Origin of the sequence: Corynebacterium pseudodiphtheriticum (genome assembly GCF_023509295.1) — a bacterium.
Lineage (GTDB): Bacteria > Actinomycetota > Actinomycetes > Mycobacteriales > Mycobacteriaceae > Corynebacterium > Corynebacterium pseudodiphtheriticum.
In genome coordinates this window covers 460,960-478,754 of sequence record NZ_CP091864.1, presented here as the reverse complement: position 1 = coordinate 478,754, position 17,795 = coordinate 460,960, and the positions used below count along the sequence as shown (strand labels likewise).

The 17,795-nt window shown below is 60.0% G+C and carries 16 protein-coding genes, 1 tRNA gene and 2 pseudogenes; 6 read left to right on the top strand and 13 right to left on the bottom strand.

Annotated features, from left to right (window positions below; translation table 11 throughout):
• Positions 1-122: 122 nt before the first annotated feature.
• The 3 genes from L9H78_RS02085 to L9H78_RS02075 all read right to left on the bottom strand — a co-directional run bounded on the left by L9H78_RS02085 (position 123) and on the right by L9H78_RS02075 (position 5,181).
• Positions 123-2,279 carry a hypothetical protein gene (locus L9H78_RS02085; protein ID WP_249620352.1) on the bottom strand — a complete coding sequence of 719 codons (2,157 nt, stop codon included), beginning with the start codon at positions 2,277-2,279 and terminating at the stop codon, positions 123-125.
• A gap of 92 nt (positions 2,280-2,371) precedes the next feature.
• The gene (locus L9H78_RS02080) at positions 2,372-4,390 is read right to left on the bottom strand and encodes a hypothetical protein (RefSeq protein ID WP_249620351.1); all 2,019 of its coding nucleotides are present in this window, start codon (positions 4,388-4,390) and stop codon (positions 2,372-2,374) included.
• Positions 4,387-5,181: a hypothetical protein gene (locus L9H78_RS02075; protein ID WP_249620350.1), complete on the bottom strand. Its 795-nt coding sequence runs from the start codon at positions 5,179-5,181 to the stop codon at positions 4,387-4,389. The genes L9H78_RS02080 and L9H78_RS02075 overlap by 4 nt, the downstream gene beginning before the upstream one ends.
• A 231-nt stretch (positions 5,182-5,412) precedes the next feature.
• Between L9H78_RS02075 and L9H78_RS02070 the strand changes: the two genes are divergently transcribed.
• The 3 genes and pseudogenes from L9H78_RS02070 to L9H78_RS02060 form a co-directional block, all read left to right on the top strand.
• The gene (locus L9H78_RS02070) at positions 5,413-5,757 is read left to right on the top strand and encodes a sulfate permease (protein ID WP_249620349.1); all 345 of its coding nucleotides are present in this window, start codon (positions 5,413-5,415) and stop codon (positions 5,755-5,757) included.
• A 69-nt stretch (positions 5,758-5,826) separates the two neighbouring features.
• Positions 5,827-6,165: a hypothetical protein gene (locus tag L9H78_RS02065; RefSeq protein ID WP_249620348.1), complete on the top strand. Its 339-nt coding sequence runs from the start codon at positions 5,827-5,829 to the stop codon at positions 6,163-6,165.
• A gap of 56 nt (positions 6,166-6,221) precedes the next feature.
• A pseudogene (locus L9H78_RS02060) lies at positions 6,222-6,697 on the top strand (DNA-processing protein DprA); the annotation flags it as partial.
• 168 nt (positions 6,698-6,865) lie between these two features.
• Here L9H78_RS02060 and L9H78_RS02055 read toward each other — a convergent pair.
• Positions 6,866-7,207 carry a hypothetical protein gene (locus tag L9H78_RS02055; RefSeq protein ID WP_249620347.1) on the bottom strand — a complete coding sequence of 114 codons (342 nt, stop codon included), beginning with the start codon at positions 7,205-7,207 and terminating at the stop codon, positions 6,866-6,868.
• 377 nt (positions 7,208-7,584) lie between these two features.
• Between L9H78_RS02055 and L9H78_RS02050 the strand changes: the two genes are divergently transcribed.
• Positions 7,585-8,331, top strand: coding sequence for a recombinase family protein (locus L9H78_RS02050; RefSeq protein ID WP_249620346.1), 747 nt, complete (start codon positions 7,585-7,587; stop codon positions 8,329-8,331).
• A pseudogene (locus L9H78_RS10630) lies at positions 8,220-8,666 on the top strand (recombinase family protein); the annotation flags it as partial. The gene L9H78_RS02050 and the pseudogene L9H78_RS10630, both read left to right, overlap by 112 nt.
• Before the next feature lie 15 nt (positions 8,667-8,681).
• On the opposite strand, the gene L9H78_RS02040 reads toward L9H78_RS10630, so the two are convergent.
• The 9 genes from L9H78_RS02040 to ramA all read right to left on the bottom strand — a co-directional run bounded on the left by L9H78_RS02040 (position 8,682) and on the right by ramA (position 16,531).
• Positions 8,682-8,888, bottom strand: a complete 207-nt coding sequence (locus tag L9H78_RS02040; protein ID WP_249620344.1) for a hypothetical protein — start codon at positions 8,886-8,888, stop codon at positions 8,682-8,684.
• A gap of 24 nt (positions 8,889-8,912) precedes the next feature.
• Positions 8,913-9,233, bottom strand: coding sequence for a hypothetical protein (locus L9H78_RS02035; RefSeq protein WP_249620343.1), 321 nt, complete (start codon positions 9,231-9,233; stop codon positions 8,913-8,915).
• 34 nt (positions 9,234-9,267) lie between these two features.
• A tRNA-Ala gene (locus L9H78_RS02030) sits at positions 9,268-9,340 on the bottom strand.
• A gap of 182 nt (positions 9,341-9,522) precedes the next feature.
• Positions 9,523-10,242, bottom strand: coding sequence for a DsbA family protein (locus tag L9H78_RS02025; protein WP_249618298.1), 720 nt, complete (start codon positions 10,240-10,242; stop codon positions 9,523-9,525).
• Positions 10,243-10,307: 65 nt separating this feature from the next.
• Positions 10,308-10,829: a MauE/DoxX family redox-associated membrane protein gene (locus tag L9H78_RS02020; RefSeq protein WP_249620342.1), complete on the bottom strand. Its 522-nt coding sequence runs from the start codon at positions 10,827-10,829 to the stop codon at positions 10,308-10,310.
• A gap of 1 nt (position 10,830) precedes the next feature.
• A complete protein-coding gene (locus L9H78_RS02015; RefSeq protein WP_249620341.1) occupies positions 10,831-13,446 on the bottom strand; it encodes an ABC transporter permease in 2,616 nt (871 codons plus the stop codon).
• 2 nt (positions 13,447-13,448) lie between these two features.
• Complete coding sequence (locus tag L9H78_RS02010) at positions 13,449-14,267, bottom strand: ABC transporter ATP-binding protein (RefSeq protein ID WP_249620340.1); 819 nt, start codon at positions 14,265-14,267, stop codon at positions 13,449-13,451.
• Between the two features lie 128 nt (positions 14,268-14,395).
• Positions 14,396-15,658 (bottom strand): UDP-N-acetylglucosamine 1-carboxyvinyltransferase, encoded by a 1,263-nt coding sequence (murA, locus tag L9H78_RS02005; protein ID WP_021354038.1) that lies wholly within the window; start codon positions 15,656-15,658, stop codon positions 14,396-14,398.
• A 30-nt stretch (positions 15,659-15,688) separates the two neighbouring features.
• Entirely contained in the window at positions 15,689-16,531 is an 843-nt protein-coding gene (gene ramA, locus L9H78_RS02000) for an acetate metabolism transcriptional regulator RamA (RefSeq protein WP_249620339.1), read from the bottom strand.
• 320 nt (positions 16,532-16,851) lie between these two features.
• Between ramA and cysK the strand changes: the two genes are divergently transcribed.
• The gene (gene cysK / locus L9H78_RS01995; RefSeq protein ID WP_249620338.1) at positions 16,852-17,787 is read left to right on the top strand and encodes a cysteine synthase A; all 936 of its coding nucleotides are present in this window, start codon (positions 16,852-16,854) and stop codon (positions 17,785-17,787) included.
• Positions 17,788-17,795: the final 8 nt, after the last annotated feature.

The following is a 17,795-nucleotide window of genomic DNA, read 5'->3' as shown; positions in this document are numbered from 1 at the left end:
AACCTGCCCCCTTACCTTCACGCACGCGGACACGAGCGAGGGACCGCTTCGAGGCACGAATACCGGAGGCAGTCATCGAGAAGCCCTCGGAGATACCGTATGCCCGCCTCGTATTGTTAGTGTCAGCGCACCCTCGACGGCTTGGTCTGATTCCCAGGAACCTCGAGCATCACAACGTGACGCTCAATGGCACCTCCGTTGACGGGGACTGTCGTATGGGAAACGTACTCGGTCAGGTGGGCTGAGGGAGATTTGTCCTTCGGCGGCGTCATTCGCAGCACAATGAGGAAGCCGATTCGTACGTCTGACGCTTGGTAGGAAACTGTCTGCTTGATGTAGGTGGACTTGTCGGCGACTGGGACTGCCGTGTGGTCGGCCTTCAATTCCAAGTACAAGTGGAAGCCCGAGAACTGGATCTGGATGTCAGCTCTACCCCCGCCGACTTCCTGAACCTCGACATTCGTGGCACTTCCCAGCTGCCCTTGATTCAGCCAGTCGTAGAGGTCCGCATGCAAGTCCTGCTCGTCAGCCTCAGGATCGAACAAGTAGGAGTTCCATGACTGCTGAGAGTTGATGCGTTGGCGGACGAACTTGATGAGCTGGTCGAGCACAGCTGTAACTGCAGGAACGACGTCGCCACGAAAGTCCTCCGCCCGCGTCAGCGCCTCGATCATCCTCTTTCGGGTCGCGGTAACCATGAGGTCGGGATCTGGATCGATAGCAGCCTGTCGGTCCGCGATACCGCCAGTGAGACGTTCGAGTTGTTCCTGTGGAACACCCTTGAGCGCGTCTGCCACGGCCGGCGTAGATGCGAAGAAGTCAGCCAGCAGGGGCGGTAGGGCTGCCACCTGCGTATGGGATTTTCCCGGCGGCTCCGGGGCCGCTACGAGGCTGATGCGCGCAGCCTCCAAGACATGCTCTGCAGTCGTTAGCCGACCCTGCAAGTCTGCCTTGTTTGCCGAGTCGCCCCCGGCGCTGGCGGCCTCAAGTTTCCCTCTAAGTGCGTCTGCGTGGTCAGTGAGGTTTCGCAACAGCCCGGCCCGCGCGGCGAACCCGCTGCCGATTGCGGGCCGCAGAACTGTCACGACGTTCTGGGATCCCCCTGCGGAGTGGGTGAGCTCGTATGAACGAGAGGAAGAGTAGATGGCGCTAATATCGTCCAGCACGATCGACGCGTCATAAATGCTGTCACGGCTGAGCTGGTCGCCCAGGAACGCGAGATCCTCAGCGAATCGACTCCACCCCCGAAGCACGGCCGTCTTCCGGTCACCGCTCCAATGGTTGAGCCCGCGCCGATCAAAGGTGAATTCGTCCGCGCGTGCGGCGATCGCTTTGGCCTCGTCGAGATCGGGCGCCCAGGCAGCGGCATCATAGGGGGCGGTTGTCGCCGGCAAGGCGGACAGGAGCTTCCGAAGCAGCTCCAGGGCAGGTTTAAGCAAGCAAGCGTCGTCGCGATCGTCAAGATTCGCTACAAAAGAAAGATTCTCGACCGCGGTGTCAAGTTCCTTGCACATGTCCGTCACCGCGGTCAGACGTAATGCCTTAGTTAAGGCGATGTTCGCCAACGTCCACGCAGCATCCGGTGCCGCATCACGGCGGAACACCTCGTTACGCTCAACCACTTCTTCAGTTGGTGGTTGGTTGTGGCGTGGGGCAGCAACACCGGTGAGGACGTCGATGACGTCGGCAGTCTCTTCGTCAGGCGTCCAGTGGTCGAATGCCAACGCGACCGTTCGCATGACTGCCTGCGCGTACCGGCGGGGCTGTGGCTCGGTGATGTCCTCCAGGAGCGCCAGCAACTTGTGCTTCGAACCGCGGCCGCGGACCGCTAGCCGAGCGGCCGCTTCAAGTGCCGTAGCTCTCCGCAGCACTGAGGCTTGATGCAACCCTCCTTGTTCGCTGGTCGGAGGTACAGCCAGCGTCAAGCACCGCGCGGCGAGCAAGTCACCCGCTATCTCGGAGATCGCCGCGTCAGTGCAAAAGAAGTCCACAGTCGAGGCAAAGAGTCCAGGATCTTCGGTATCGAGCACCGCAGTAGCGAGTGCCTCGACCGCGCGACGCATGCTCTCAGTGTCAGGTCCGCCAGTCTCTGCAGCGGCGTCGCGGGCGGCCAGGGCTGTCACGGGCATGAGAAGCGGGTCGTCGACTAATTCTGGCGCGACGATCTGGATCGAGTCCCAGCCGCCGATCCTATTCAGAGAGTCGGAAGGAGGTTCAGCGCCGGTAAGAACCCCCTGCAGTGCGGTGAGAGTAGCCCCAGCATCAGACTGATCCGCCACGGAACCTCCTCTGGCATGAGTCGGAGACGAGCTCTCCTCCATTCAACCGTTGGCCACGGGTGGTGCCGGACGCCGTCGATGCACGTGTCACGTCACCACACGAAGTCAGTGCCGGTCGCGACCAGCAAGTTGGACTGAGGAAGGACGGCTTTGAGCATCGGACCGTGGGTGGTGGCGACCACGATCTGGAGGTCTGTTTCCCCACCAACTGCGACCATCGTCTCGATCATGGTCTTCAGGTCAGCTTCGGGGATCTCTTCGGCTGCCGGCGAATCGATGAATAGCAAGCCTGGATGCCGCCCGACGCCGGCGCGGTGGCCCAGTTCGACTAGCGCGATAACCGCGGCAAGCTTGATGCGGAGCTTCTCTCCGTTGGTGAGACTGCTGTATGTCGTGGTGGTCCCGCCCTTGACGACGTCCATGTTGCCATTGCCTTTGAGCTTCACGGCAGTGATGTTGGTCGACCCGAAGCGTTGGGCAAGGGATGCGATCGTGTCCGAGACCGACTGCAGAAGGGGATCTTGGTCGTTCTTTACCCACCTCTTGGTCAGGTCCGACGTCGCCTGTAGCACGATAAGCTCGTCATCATCATCGCCGTCGGTCGGCCGTTCGGTCATCGCGCTGCTCAGCGCGTCGAACGCACTCTGCGCCCGGGCGAGTTCCAGCTCGGCCTGAAGTCGGGCCCGGGCTGAGTCGAGTTTCAACCGCCCCTGGGCTGCGGCGTCTTCAGCCTCACGACGCTTAGCTTCCGCTTCCCGATAGCGATCCTTCAGAGCAGCGACACCGCTGTCTGCGTCGGCCACAGCGCTACGGAGCGCTTCAAGCGGATCGATGATCTCCTCGATCTCCGTGTCCTCACGACCACCCTCTGCTGCGACTTCACCTTCAGGTGCGTCCGACCGGTCGATCGCCGTTGGATCGTCCAGATCGAGCTCGTGCAGGCACAGTGAGCACTCATGCGTCGTGGTTTCGGCCGCATACCGGTTGGCGTCAACTTTCGTTGAGCACCTTGGACACACGGTGGGCGTCATGCCATTGAACAGTCGCCTCGCGACGGCATCTTCAATTGCGGCCTGCTGCCTCATTTCCTCAGCGCGCAGGTGTGCCCGTGCCTCAGAGGCCGCAGCATCAGCGGTCATGATTTGGAGGGAAAGATTGTGTGCCTCGTGGGCTCTTTCGGAAGCCGCCGATGCGAGGGCAAAAACGGTATCAACATCAGGCTCGTCGGTATCGAATGCCTCCAAACCTTGCAGTGCCGCCGCAACGCGGTCTTCGGCTTGCCTCAAAGCGGTAGCCGTAGCCGAGGTAGCAGCCTGACGCTTCGCCGCTTCCTCGTGTCGAGAGTGTTTGAGGGAGTTGAGTGCGGTCGCGACCTGCGCGTCCACAGCCGCCCAACTAGTGCCGACAAACATCTGGAGGATACGGGTCTTCAGTGTGCTCTCGTTCCCGATGATGGGATCGAGCTTGTCTGCGTGCACTGTCAGCGCCGCCGCGTACGAAGGCCAGGTGTGCTCGGTCTCCACGCCATTGGCGAATACGGAGATCGCGTCCAGGCGCAGGCGCTCGAGCATGACTGCTCCCATGACAGACTCGAACTCCGAGTGACCATCGAACTGCCCCAACACGGTTCGACTTCCGGAGGTGATTCTCTGCTCTACCGCGCCGACCGGTATACCGTCGCGCACGTCGAACTCGACGTACAGGGGGACCTCATCAATGTGAAACTCGGCGCTCACATGTTTAATCCATGAGAAAACGTCGGCCTGCAAATGACTGCGTCCGGTCAAGGCCCACATCGTCAGATGTAGGACCGAGGACTTGCCTCGCAGGTTAGCTTCAGAACCGACACCGTTTACCCCATTGCCGGGGGACCAGTTCAAGTTGATGGGTGCGGACTTGACCTCGGCCGCCTCGTTCCCTTCCGCCGGATTCTCGGAGTAGTGCTTCGTCCCGGTGACGTGGAGTCGCCGAACACGCAATCGCGCGGGTACGCCGCGGGACGCCGTCGATGACACGTCGGCATTGAGCAGGATCTTCTCGACCCGAGCCAGGTCGATCTCCATGCCACGACGCCGGAGCTCGGCAAACACCGCTTCACCTAGGATGGTCATGCCACTCCTTCCGCACGCGTTGCCACGGCCTTCACCTCGTTCAAGCGTTCGCGTACGCCATCGTGAATCGGCGCGATGTTCGTGCCGAGTTTGGTTCGCGCATATTCGGCTTGTTGGTACTGACGCTGCTTTAGCTTGCTACCGACGTCAGATCCAGCAACGAGCGCGACGAGCTTGACCTGGTTGGTGTACCAGGACAGCACCTTCTCTCTTCGCAGACCATCGACAGCGGCACGGCCGGCAGACGTTAGGAAGAACTGACTGCGGGCAGTCTTCGTGATACCGCCCTTGCGTCGCACTTGGGCGAGGCCGTATGCAGAGAGGACAGAAAAGGCATCGTCGATTGCTTCGTATGCGCCATGATGCCACCGGGGCATCGGGTACCAGTGCAGGTCCGGCTCAGGGCTGTCGAGGAGGTCCTCGATGACCGGCAGGTACTCATCGGAGAGTGACTCGTCAGCCTTGACCATCGTGAGGAGCTCGTCGGCAAGGTAGTCAGGGTTTCTGAGCCAGAAGTCGAGAGCTTGGAGCCGCATCTCGGCCCGGATGACGGCAACACAATCCTCTGGGTCGCCTTGGGCAACATCCTCGCCGCACCCGTCAAGTAGCACCAACAGCCGGATGGCATGTTGCATCACACTCGGCGCAGGACGGACTGACAAGTCTCCACCGCCCTGGCTCATCGCAATCGGTGTTCCCTTCGCAGACAGCACTACCCTCTTACGCGAGTGTATCACGCGCGTTGGCTCCCCCACGCCTATTTCGGGGAGTCGAGCCGTCATCAGAGCCATCGCGGACCACTCCGCTGGTCACCCGGGCTTGGGCCCGAGCACGTCGAGTCGCTGAAGTCGGTGGATGCCCCGCGAGCAACTGCTTCCGTTCCCATGACAGCGGAGGTATCGTGGGAGTGGCGACCTCTACCTGCGCGACCTACCGCCGGACGTGGTGGGGTGACCAGCTGGCTTCGGCCGAGCGGCCCTTCTTGATTCCTTGTCGCCAGAGACGAGGAGAGGACTGTGCTCATGTTCCGCCTGATCTGGATCGGCAGCGTCTACACCCGCTACTTCCTGCGCCGATACATGCCCACCAACATCCTGCTCGACGCGATCCGTACGCGCCGTGGGCTGAAGTGGGGCGTGCCGGCGATGCTGCTGGTCCTCCCCTACCTGTATGTCGCGAGCTTGCTGATGGTGGTGATCGAGGACGGCGCACCGGGCTGGCTGCACGTGCTGGTGGTGTTGTGCATCTGGAACGCGATGAAGTTCGCGGTCATGGGCCCGGTCAGCATCATCCTGCTGCTAAGGGCACGCGCCGCCGAATGGCGCGAGCGCCACATGACTCGCCGCTCTGTGCCCGCGGCTGCCTGACCTCGACGCGTTGCGCGTGTGCTGCTGTGCACCTTCTCGGCGTCATCTGACCGAGAAGGAGGCCACGTCATGGCCGGTATCGCTGACCTGGCACCTGATGAACGCCGCGCGCGGATGCTGTTGTCGATCCTATCCGAACCCGACGCCGCCATCACCGGACGCGTTATTGCCCGCGAAGGCGGAATCGAAACGATCCGCCTGCTCGGAGACGACGGCGCGGTGCCGGGGCTGAATCGTGTGGACGCGCATGTCTGGCGCGATCGCCTCGGGCTGCCGCACCGACTCGAGCATCTGGCCGAGCGGATCCGGGGCATCGAACAGTCCGGGATCGTGACGGTGATTCCGGGTGATGCGCACTGGCCGCAGGCGCTGAACGATCTGGGCGACCGGGTCCCGTATGTGTTGTGAGCGCGCGGTGCGTCGTCGTTCCTGGCCCGGCCGACCGCGGATCTGGTGACGGTCAGGGTGCTCGGGCCGCGACGGCGTATGGCGAGCATGTCGCCGGCGAGCGGGTCGTGGTGGCGGGTGGAGCGTACGGGGTCGAGGGTGCAGCTCACCGGGCAGCGCTGGCGTCTGGTGGAGACACGATCGCGGTACTCGCCAATGGGGTCGACCGCCCCTACCCGGCCGGTCACCGGGAACTGCTTGATCGGATCGCGGATGTCGGTCTGCTGGTCAGTGAGGTGCCGCCTGGCTCGGTGCCGACGCGGCAGCGGTTCGTATCACGTGGGCGGCTGATGGCCGCGCTGTCTGGAGTGAGCGTGATCGTGGAGGCTGGACGGCGGTCGAGGCGCAGAGTCTGGGCCGGAGCGTCAGTGCGGTCCCGGGACCGGTGACGTCGGTGACCAGCAGCGGCCCGCACTTGCTGCTGCGTAATGGCACCGCCCAGCTCGTCACCGACGGAAGCGACGTCGAGGAGCTGATCAACCACGCGCCAGAACGCGGCGCTGATCGCGCCGCGCTCGGGCCGGAGTTCACGCATCACCCGGTCCCGTCAACGGATAAGCCGACGCGGTCGATGTAGACCGCCGGTCGCCGTCCTCTTCGTGTAAGGGCCTCGCATCCCGTGATGTGAGGCCCTTGCTCTTATGTCCTCTGTCCGGTCTGGTCATAGTTCGAGCTCTCGGGCGAGGCGCTGAACTGGCCGCTGCTGGTCTCGGCGCTGCGGGCCCGTAAGTGCGCGAAGTGCGGCATCTGCGCGGGCACGATCGATCTTCTGCGCGGTCGCCTGCGGCACCTGTCCGAGTGGACTCCCGTCGGTGATCGCGTAGCGGTCGCGGTATGCGGCGATGCCCCGGGCATGTTGACGCCACCGCTGCCGCCCACGAGCCTCCATCGGCGGTGTGCCGAGCGGCTGCGTCCAGGACTCGCCATCTCGACGAGCTGCGTCAAGGACTGCATCGGCGCGGGCTTCGATCAGGTCACGACGCTCGTCTAGAGCCTGACGCATGTCTTCGGCGACGGGGCCGTCGACTCGTGGGATCAGGCCTGCGATCAGGCGTGCTGGTCTGCGGGTGCGGCCGGAACCGGCGGGGCGTGCGGTGGCGTGGGCGAGGCGGTGGTGAATGATCGAGGCGAAGGTTGCGGAGGTGTTGATCCGGATCGCGCTGCGCACCGCCGGCGACCAGCCCGTCGGGCAGTCCGGTGCCCATCTTCGTCGCCTGCTCGCCGCCGAACGCTAAACTGGGTCCACATCAAGTTTCGGCGCTGTTGGCACCTACTCTTGCTAAGCCCCGTTCGCGGGGTGTTCTTTTCGACTCTGACGTGACCACCTCCGGCGCCCCACCCGCCCCCCAGACATGTGGGGGCCTGTGAAAGGCGGTCACAATGACACTCGATCAGCTCTCCGGCCTCGACATCTCAGGCCTTCGACGCCTCGCCCGCACCACACCAAGCCCAGACACCACAGCGTCCGGGAGTGAGGGGAAGGTGGCGGCGATCAGCTACCTGCGGGGCTCCACCAAGGATCAGGCCACCCGCAACGGGCTGGAAGAGGGCCTGTCGATCCCGGCCCAGCGCGAAGCCGCGCAGCGCAAGGCCGAACAGCTCGGTGCGGTCATCATCAAGGAGTTCATCGAGCCCGGTGAGTCAGCCAAGACCGCCCAACGACGCGCGCTCCAAGAGATGCTCGACTACGCGACCACGCATCCGGTGCGGTACTGCATCATCAACAAGGTCGACCGCCTCGCCCGCAACCGGCTAGATGACGCCATGATCCACGCCGCGCTGCGGGATGCGAACATCAGCCTGGTGTCGGTCACCGAGAACATCGACGAGACCCCCTCAGGGATGCTCATGCACGGCATCCTGGCCTCCATGGCCGAGTTCTACTCGTTGAACCTGGCCCAGGAAGTCCTCAAAGGCATGACCCAGAAGGCCGCGATCGGCGGCACCCCCACCAAAGCGCCTCTGGGCTACCTCAACGTCCGCACCACCGACGCCCGAGGACGCGAGTCCGCGAGATCGAGATCGACCCCGAACGCGCCGACCTCGTCCGTTTCGCCTTCACCGCCTACGCCACCGGGGACTGGTCCCTGTCGCGCCTGGCCAAGGAACTCACAGCCCGTGGCCTGACCACCCGGCCAACCCCCTCCCAGCCGGCCAAACCAGTCACCACCACCGGGCTGCACAAGATCCTGACCAACCCCTACTACCAGGGCACCGTCACGTTCCGCGGCGTCACCTACGACGGCACCCACGAGCCCCTAGTCGACGCGGAGACGTGGCTACGCGTCCAGACCAACCTGGACGCCAACAACGCCCGTGGCGAACGGCCACAGAAGTACGACCACTACCTCAAAGGCACCCTGTACTGTGCCTGCGGAGCCAAGCTCATGCTCGAACGCCCCCGCGACAAGTCCGGGGACCGCTACGAGTACTTCACCTGCTCCGGACGACGCCGCAAGACCACCAACTGCACCCACTCAGCGATCCTCGCCGAACGCGCCGAAGCCGAGATCGAACGCACCTACCAGCGCAACTCCCTGACCCAGACCCAGGCTGAGCACGTCCGGAAGGTCCTCAACGACGTGTTCGACCAGCTCGAAGGATCCAGCGAGGACGAACGCAAGCTCCTGACCGCCCAGCGCGACAAGCTCGAAGCCGAACGCCTCAAACTCGTCCAAGCTCACTACGCCGACGCGATCCCCCTTGACCTACTCAAAAGCGAACAAGACCGCATCCGCGCCAGCCTCGACCAGATCACCACCCGGCTCGACAACCTCACCGACACCTACGCCGAGGCCCGAACAGGCTTGGACCAGCTCACCGAACTCCTGGTCGACCTCGACGACCTCTACAACAAGTGCGAACCCGCCGAACGACGCATCCTCAACCGCGCCCTGTTCACCCGCATCACCATCGACGACGAAGAGAACGCCACCTACACACCCGACGAGACCACCGCCAGCGTCCTCGCCCACACAAGCTTCGACGCCCCGGCCCACGTCACCGCAGAAACAAAACTGCCCCGCCATCAGGCGGGGCAAGCTTCGATTTTCTCATCTTACGTGGAGCTAACGGGACTCGAACCCGTGACCCCCACACTGCCAGTGTGGTGCGCTACCAGCTGCGCCATAGCCCCAGGTTGAAACTCACAGCGATGATCAGTTATTTCTCGCCGTCTGTTCAACGAATGTTGAGTCTACACTTTCACCTTAGGAGTGAACAAATCCCGCGCTCAGCATAGGTTTTCGGTTTTACCGAAAGCCCGCCCGACCGCGGGATGCACCCGGTAATCGTGCAGATTACCGGGTTTAGCGCGCATTATTTGGACGCAACAGCGACCTTCACCCAGTCGTTGATGTCTTCAACTTCCAAGTCTTTGCCATCCATCAGAACGCGTGGGGTAGAAACGCGACCGACCTTGGATTCCAGGTCTTTAGCATTGGCCTCGCCAGCTTCGCGGGCCTTGTCCAGGAATTTGCCATTGCGAATGTCTTCGACAGCCTCGTCGGATGCTTCCATCTGCGCGGCCGCATCAGCGAAATCATCAGGACCCCAGCTACGGGCAATATCCTGCTGGTTTTCGAACATAGCTTCACGCAGGTTCCACAGGGCGTTGACATCGTCATGCTCTGCTAATGCCAGCAGAGCGGCGACTGCCTGGGTGGAATGACCGTCGCCCTGGTTATCCAGGAAAGTCATAGGGTGAATCGATACGGCCAGGTTTCCAGCGTTGATTTCTTCCAGAGCCTCAGCATCTGTGGCTTCTGCCAAGTGTGCACAGTGTGGGCAGGAGAAATCCTCATACAGATCAACGTGTGGGGCCTTGTCGGCAGCACCAAACGTCAGGGTGTTGCCGTCAAAACTCGTTTCTGCGGAAACTTGCTTGATCTCCCAGTTGGCAAATTTCTCTGCTTTCGCACCCTGTCCAGCAAGGACGATATAGGCAATCACTGCTACCACGATGACCACCACCGCGACGATGGCACCGATAAAGCCCGCGCTCGATTTCTGGTTCGGGTTGGTTACTTTCTTACTCACTCATCCACCTTGTTCTTCGTTGGTTCTCACTTGCGAGAAGGTCTCAGTAAAGGATAAACGTCCGCCTACGGATAAATAGCTAAGCGTCGGAAAGGCCTGCGCGCAATCCACACGCTTAAGAAGATATAAAACACATCCCGCAGGATTGTGCGCAAATAGTTCATAGCCTGATCCGATTCACTGATGTCGATGGTAAAGCAACCGCAATCGATCATCAGCCCGCGCGCCCAGGCGGACCCTACACCGATGATAAACAGCACCAGCACCGTCGTCGATACCCAGGCTGCTGGTTTCAGGAACAAACCAAGAAGCAGGAATACTCCCCCGGCGATCTCCAGCGGACCAATCAGATGTGCCAACGCCGAAGACCATTCCGGGGTGAAAATCTCATACCCTTCGATGGTCTGTGTCACGGACAGGTGCTGGTTTAGTTTTGCCGAACCAGCACTGATCCAGATATAGGCCATATAAAACCGAGCGAAAGCGCTGATGACCTCGAGCACCCAGAAACCTAGTGGGTGCCCCTTCCAGGTGCGTTTCGCCACGCCACCATCCTTGGGTTCGATCGTACTGTCCATATCGTTCATGCTAGTCCGCGATGGCTTCCAGCGGTGGTGTCTTAGCAGCCTTGCGTGCTGGCCACAACGCGGAAACCACGCCCACGACGGCCGCACCACCCAGCATGATCAGCACCTGGTTCCACGGAATCACCGCACCGCCCAGGCCTTCACCGGCCAGCACATCGATAAACGCCCAGCCCAGGCCAAGCCCCGCAAGAATGCCCATGATGGCACCGAATAGCGCAATCTGGACGGCCTCAACAATGATCATCGTGCGAATCTGTCCCCGGTAAGCACCGACTGCACGCAACATGCCGATTTCTTGTCGACGCTCAATCACACCGAGTGTCAGCGTATTGACGATGCCCAGCACCGCGATAATCACGGCAAGCGCCAGCAGCGCATACAGGATTGACAACATCTGATCGATCAGCTGGCTCGCCTCGTCAGCATACTCAGCACCGGTTTTCACCTGGATGACCAGGAATTCCTTGACCGATTCCACCAGCCGCTCGCGCATTTCATCTTCCCCGACAGAATCATCGGTGTTTACCGCGACCATTTGGATCGGAGCAGTATCGCCTTCCATGACTTCATCAACGGCAGATTGTGAGACCAGCAGGTTTTCGAAGATATCATTCTCGCTGCTGTAAATGCCGGTGATGGTCACTTCGGTTTCGCGCCCAGGTTCCACAGCGACTGGTTCGCCAGATTCATCAGAGCTTTCGGCGGTCTCGAGCGTCGTCAATGGCAGTGCCTGGCCGACGGTCCAGCCTTCCGCCTTTGCCAGTTCATCACTGACCAGCACGCCGGGCTGGGCAACCAAATCCGCAGAGCCTTCCAGAATTTCCATGTCGACGAAATCCTGCGGGTTGCCGTCAATGCTGTTGGTAAAGGTATAGCCGGGCCCATAGTTGTACCCGGCCTGGCCGGCGATCTGCACTGGCGCCATGCGCATGGTCACTGTGCTTTCCACGCCGTCGGTCTCTGCCAAGGCACCCGGTACGGCCTGTGGTACTGGGAAAGAGCCATCTTGCGGCCCGGTAGCCAAGAAATCTGCCGTGACCGTATCTTCCAGCATGTCACCAATGCTGTTTTTCATGGTCGCACCCAGCATGCCAATGCCGGTAACCAACATCATGCCGAGTGTTAACGCAAAAGCCGTAGCAGCGGTACGGCGCGGCGAGCGGCGCGCATTCGTGGAAGCCAGCCGCCCCATGGAACCAAATGGCGCTCCGATAACTCGGCCCAGCGCGGGCACGATGCCCATGCTGAATGCTGGACCGGCCATGAAATAGCCCACGATCACGAGGAAAGCACCGATGCCTACCAAGCTGGCGCGCAGGGTAGTTCCAGAATCGTCCAGCAGCATCGCCAGGCCTGCGGCCAATACACCTGCGACGATGATGATGGTTCCGATAATGGTTCGCACGGTCAGCGGGGCACCTGCAGCAGACTCCGTCGATCGCATGGCTTCTACCGGTTTCACCTGTCCGGCCCGGCGCGCCGGTGCCCAGGCAGAAGCGATAGTAACCACGACGCCCAGGATTATCGGTACGACGATGGCGGTCAGCGACAATCCCAACCCTCCACCATCGAAGGACATGCCGCGTGCAGAAAATACCGCGCGGATGACCGCAACCAAGCCAATACCGGCAACTACACCGAGAGCCGAGCCCAGCAGGCCGACGACCAGTGCTTCCACCACCACGGATCCGGTGATCTGGCGCTGGGACGCACCGATAGAACGCAGCAGCGCAAATTCTTTGATGCGCTGCGCCACAATCATAGAGAAGGTATTGGCGATGATGAACGTTCCCACCAGCAGACCGATCAGGCCGAAGGCAACCAAGAAGTAATTGACAAAACTGAGCGCGTTGCTGATTTGCTCCGTCAATTCGTCGGCAAGCGCCTGCCCAGTTTGTGCTTCTACCTGTGGATACGTTTCGTTGAGGTGGTTCACCAGTTGCTCAGCAGTGGTGCCATCATGTGCCGCGACAGCCATCTGGCTAGCAAGACCGTCTGGGTTAAACAGGTTCTGGTAGGAGCCGGCTTCCATCAACACCGACAACGAACCCAATCCTTGTTCCAGGGCTGGGGTGTAGATTCCGCTGACGGTGACTTCGTAGCGCTCTTCTGGAGTGACCAAAATGATCTTCTCGCCGACGCTGATGTCTTGTTCTTCTGCAGCGGTGTCGTTGACGATGACCTCGCCTTCACCGTGCGGTGCTGCGCCGTCAATGATCTCGTCAGCGTCCCCCACCTTGTTTTCCGGCGGGTAATACATCTGCAGCGTGGAAGTACCGCCACCTACCTGGTAAGCCTCCAGGTTCTCATTGGCAACTACCACGTTGGTAGATTCGGTCAGGTTAACCGCACGCACCGATTCATCGTCGGTAATCGCTTGCACGGTCTCTCCATCGATGATGGGGTGGCCTTCTGCCGGACCGACTGCTGCGTCGACGTCCTCATAGGCGCTGCCCACGGCTGCCTCAAAGGTCGACGACAGCGAGTTGGTGAACATGAACGCGCCAGAAATAAATGCGGTGCCCAGCATCACTGACAGCACCGTCAGTGCCAGGCGCAGTTTATGCGAGACGATATTGCGCACGGCGATGGTGCGCATGGAAGTTCGCTTCGCCATATTTAGCCCTCAATTCCCGCCATGGTCTGCAAAATATCGTCCATGCTGGCGCCGTGTAGCTCATCGACGATAGTGCCGTCTTTCAGGAAGATCACGCGGTCGGCATACGAGGCCGCGCGTGCGTCGTGGGTAACAATCACCACGGTTTGGTCGTCGTTATCAACAGCAGTGCGCAAAATGTCCAGCACCTCTGCCGAGGAATTGGAATCCAAGTTACCGGTCGGTTCATCACCAAAAATGATCTCCGGGCGCGAAACCAAAGCGCGAGCACAAGCCACGCGCTGCTGTTGGCCACCAGAAAGTTCTGCGGGGCGGTGGCCCAAACGTTTCGCCAGGCCCAGGCGCTCGGTGACCTCATCGAACCACGCCTGATCTACATCTTTACCTGCGATGTTGAGAGGCAGCGTTATGTTTTCGGCTGCAGTTAGCGTTGGCACGAGGTTAAAGGATTGGAAAATAAAACCGAGGCGATCACGACGCAACTCGGTGATACCTTTATCGCCCAACTGCGAAAGATCTGTATCGCCGATGAAGGAATGCCCAGCAGAAGCCGCATCTAAGCCCGCCATGCAATGCATGAGGGTGGATTTACCAGAACCAGATGGCCCCATGATCGCGGTAAATTTTCCGCGTTCGAAGATCACATCGACGGAATCAAGCGCGACGACTTCTGTGTCACCAGAGCCATATTTTTTCGACAATCGGTGTGCGCGAGCCGCCGGAACAGCTTGCGGCGAATCTTGTGCGGCAACGGCATGTTTGCCAGTGGCGTGTTTACCAGTACCTGAGCCGCGCTGTGGGCCATTGTCATAAGCCGTCATGTGGGTGCGAACCTTTCCAGAAAGTTTCGGCGAAATCTACTGAGTAATTACTCCAAGCAGACTACCCGATAGGGTTCACACCCGGGCAAGGTTTCCCGCTCCCCCAGGGCTAGGACTACTAGCTGCTCCTAAGCGACAGAGCGTTCGATGGTGGCACCCAAACGTTGCAGGTTTTCCACAAAGTTCGGGTACCCGCGATCGATATGGTGCACGTCATGAACCGTAGTTACGCCGTCGGCACGCAAGGCCGCCAGCACCAAGCCGGCACCGGCACGAATATCGGAGGACCATACGCTTGTCGACGACAGCTCATCAATACCCCGCAATACGACGTGGTGGCCGTCAACTTGTGCATCCGCACCTAGGCGCTGCATTTCGTCTACGAAACGGAAACGCGCCTCAAACACATTTTCCGTAATCACAGACATGCCGTCGGCAAGCGCAGAAATCCCAATGGCCATCGGTTGCAAGTCCGTCGGGAATCCCGGAAACGGCAGGGTTTGGTAGTCGACGGCAACCGGGCGCTGTTCCATGCGCACACGGAAGCCATTTTCATACGATTCAATTTCTGCCCCGGCACTGCGCAGTTTTTCCAGTGGCAAATGCAGGTGTTTGGGGGCAATGCCGCCGACAGTAATATCACCCTGCGTCATCGCGGCAGCATAAGCCCAGGTGCCAGCGACAATCCGATCGCCAATCACGTGGTGTTCGGTTGGGTGTAGCTTGTCGACGCCGGTGATAACGATTGTGGAAGTTCCTGCTCCTTCCACCTGTGCCCCCATGTCATTGAGCATCTCGCACAGGTCTACGATTTCTGGTTCCCGGGCGGCATTATGCAGCGTCGTCACGCCCTCGGTCAGCACCGCGGCAGTCAAAATATTCTCCGTGGCCCCTACCGACGGGAAGTCGAGCTTGATCTCTGCGCCGTGCAAGTTGTCTGCTTCTGCCACCACAGCGCCGTGTTGGATACGGGTAGTCGCACCCATTTTTTCCAAGCCAGACTGGTGCATATCCAACGGACGGGAACCGATCGCATCACCGCCGGGCAAAGCCACGACAGCACGCCCACAGCGCGCAGTTAGTGGCCCCAACACGCACACGGAAGCTCGGAATTGGCGGACTGCTTCAAAGTCCGCATTTGAAGAAAGCTGATCGCTACTTGGTGTAGTGATACGTACGGTTGGCCCGTCGATCTCCACAGCACAGCCCAACCCCTGCAGCACATTTTGCATCAGGGGAACATCGAGGATTTCTGGGCAATTGTGCAGCGTGGTAGTTCCTTCTGCCAACAACGCCGCGGCCATCAATTTCAGCACGCTGTTTTTGGCTCCGTCGACTTTGACTGAACCCTGCAAGCGTGCTCCACCGGTGACTAAAAATATATCCTTCACAATGTTAAAGACTACCGATTTCTCGAGCAGTTACGGCAACGCGCCGATGCGCCGGGCAGCGTTGACGGCCTCATACCTAGTGTGCGCACCAAGCTTGCGCATAACAGAGCGCAGATAAGACTTCACGGTTTCTGCGCCAATGCCCATTTCTTCCGCTGCCTCCACGTTGGTATGCCCTAAGGCAACACAAGAAAGCACATCAAGTTCACGGGCGGATAGACGCGTGGACTGCTTGACGCGTACGGGCGAGACCATTTGCTCGCATAAGACCTCCAGCTCTTTGCGCACGTGCTCATCGTTAACCCGGTTAGCCAGCATGCGCAGCTTAGAGTGCGTCGAACGTACTTGTTCCCATTCCGCGCCATTCATGCTGCGGTTGGAACGCGGTGTCGCTGGAACAGAGGCTTCGAATTGCCGTAGCGCGGAATTAACCGCAATGTCTTGTTCCAGGCACCGTGCGGTCATGGTGACTTCTTCGATGACCTTATCGCCCAGCCGCACTGGCGAATGTACACCGACGTAAAGTACGCCACGAATTTCTCTACGCACGATCACAGGAACGGCCAGAAGAGAATGTAGACCTTCATCCTGCATCACGCGGTCGTTTTCGTGGCTAATAATATTCGCGCGCGTGTAATCAGAAACACCGACTGGACGACGCGTGCTGACCACTCTGCCACCCACACCCGTACCTGCCTCCATGATGATGTTTTGCAAGGCAGGGGTACGCAGGCCCACCCACTGGGTAATTTGCAAGCGGTTATCAGGCAACAAGGTGGCATACATAGTGACGGGGATGCTGGTGGCGTTTTTCAACGCAGTGAGTGCTGAGCGGACAGCCTCATCGTCATCTTTGATTAGGTGGGAATCCATGAAGTCTCCTCATCTGGGTGTACCCATTTGGGTGTTTCCAAAACCGCTTGACCTCACTGTAGCGTGAAAACGGGGGTAATACCTAACCCCGTTCACCCCACCGATATCGCGGCCGAACATCTGAAACTATTGCGGCCAAACATCTGAAATTTCGTCAGCAAAATTCCCCACCTGACCCGACTTAGCGGTCTAGAATATAAAGACTGCTCTGTCTAGTTTTTTTATGTATAGTAGTGCGCAGAAAGTTAACCCCAACTCACTGCAGGGTGGCATGCATACTCATGTACCGCCCCTGCAGCCGCAAAGGAGCTAAAGAATAAATGGGTAAGGTATACGACAACATTCTGGATACCATCGGTGGAACCCCACTGGTTCGTTTGAACGAATCCGTCAAGGGCCTGAAGGCCACCGTCTACGCCAAAGTGGAATCCTTCAACCCAGCAAACTCGGTGAAGGACCGCATTGGTCGCGCAATTGTCGATGCAGCCGAGGAGTCTGGCGAACTGAAGCCAGGCGGCACCATCATTGAGGCGACCTCCGGCAACACCGGAATCGCCCTAGCACTGGTGGGCGCGGCCCGTGGCTACAAGGTTGTGCTCACCATGCCAGAAACCATGTCCAACGAGCGCCGCGTTTTGCTGCGCGCCTACGGTGCAGAAATCGTCCTGACCCCAGGTGCGGCAGGCATGCAGGGCGCCGTCGACAAGGCTAACGAGATCGCCGAGACCGAAGACAACGCCATCCTGGCCCGCCAGTTCGCTAACCAGGCCAACGCCCAGGTGCACTACAAGACCACCGGCCCAGAAATCTGGGAAGACACCGACGGCAACGTCGACATCTTCGTCGCTGGTATTGGTACTGGCGGCACCATCTCCGGTGCAGGCAAGTACTTGAAGGAAAAGAACCCGGATCTCAAGGCTATCGCCGTTGAACCAGCTGCTTCCCCACTGTTGACTGAGGGCAAAGCTGGCCCACACAAGATCCAGGGCCTGGGTGCAAACTTCATCCCAGAAATACTGAACCGCTCTGTACTGGATGAAGTCATTACTGTCAGCAACGAAGATGCCGTCAAGGCTTCCCGTAAGTTGGCTGTTGACGACGGCATCCTGGGAGGAATCTCCACCGGCGCCAACATCAAAGCTGCCCTGGAAGTTGCAGCTCGGGAAGAAAACGAAGGCAAGAACATCGTCGTGATCATTCCGGACTTCGGTGAGCGCTACGTTTCCACCTTGTTGTACGAAGACATTCGCGACTAGTCCCTGTT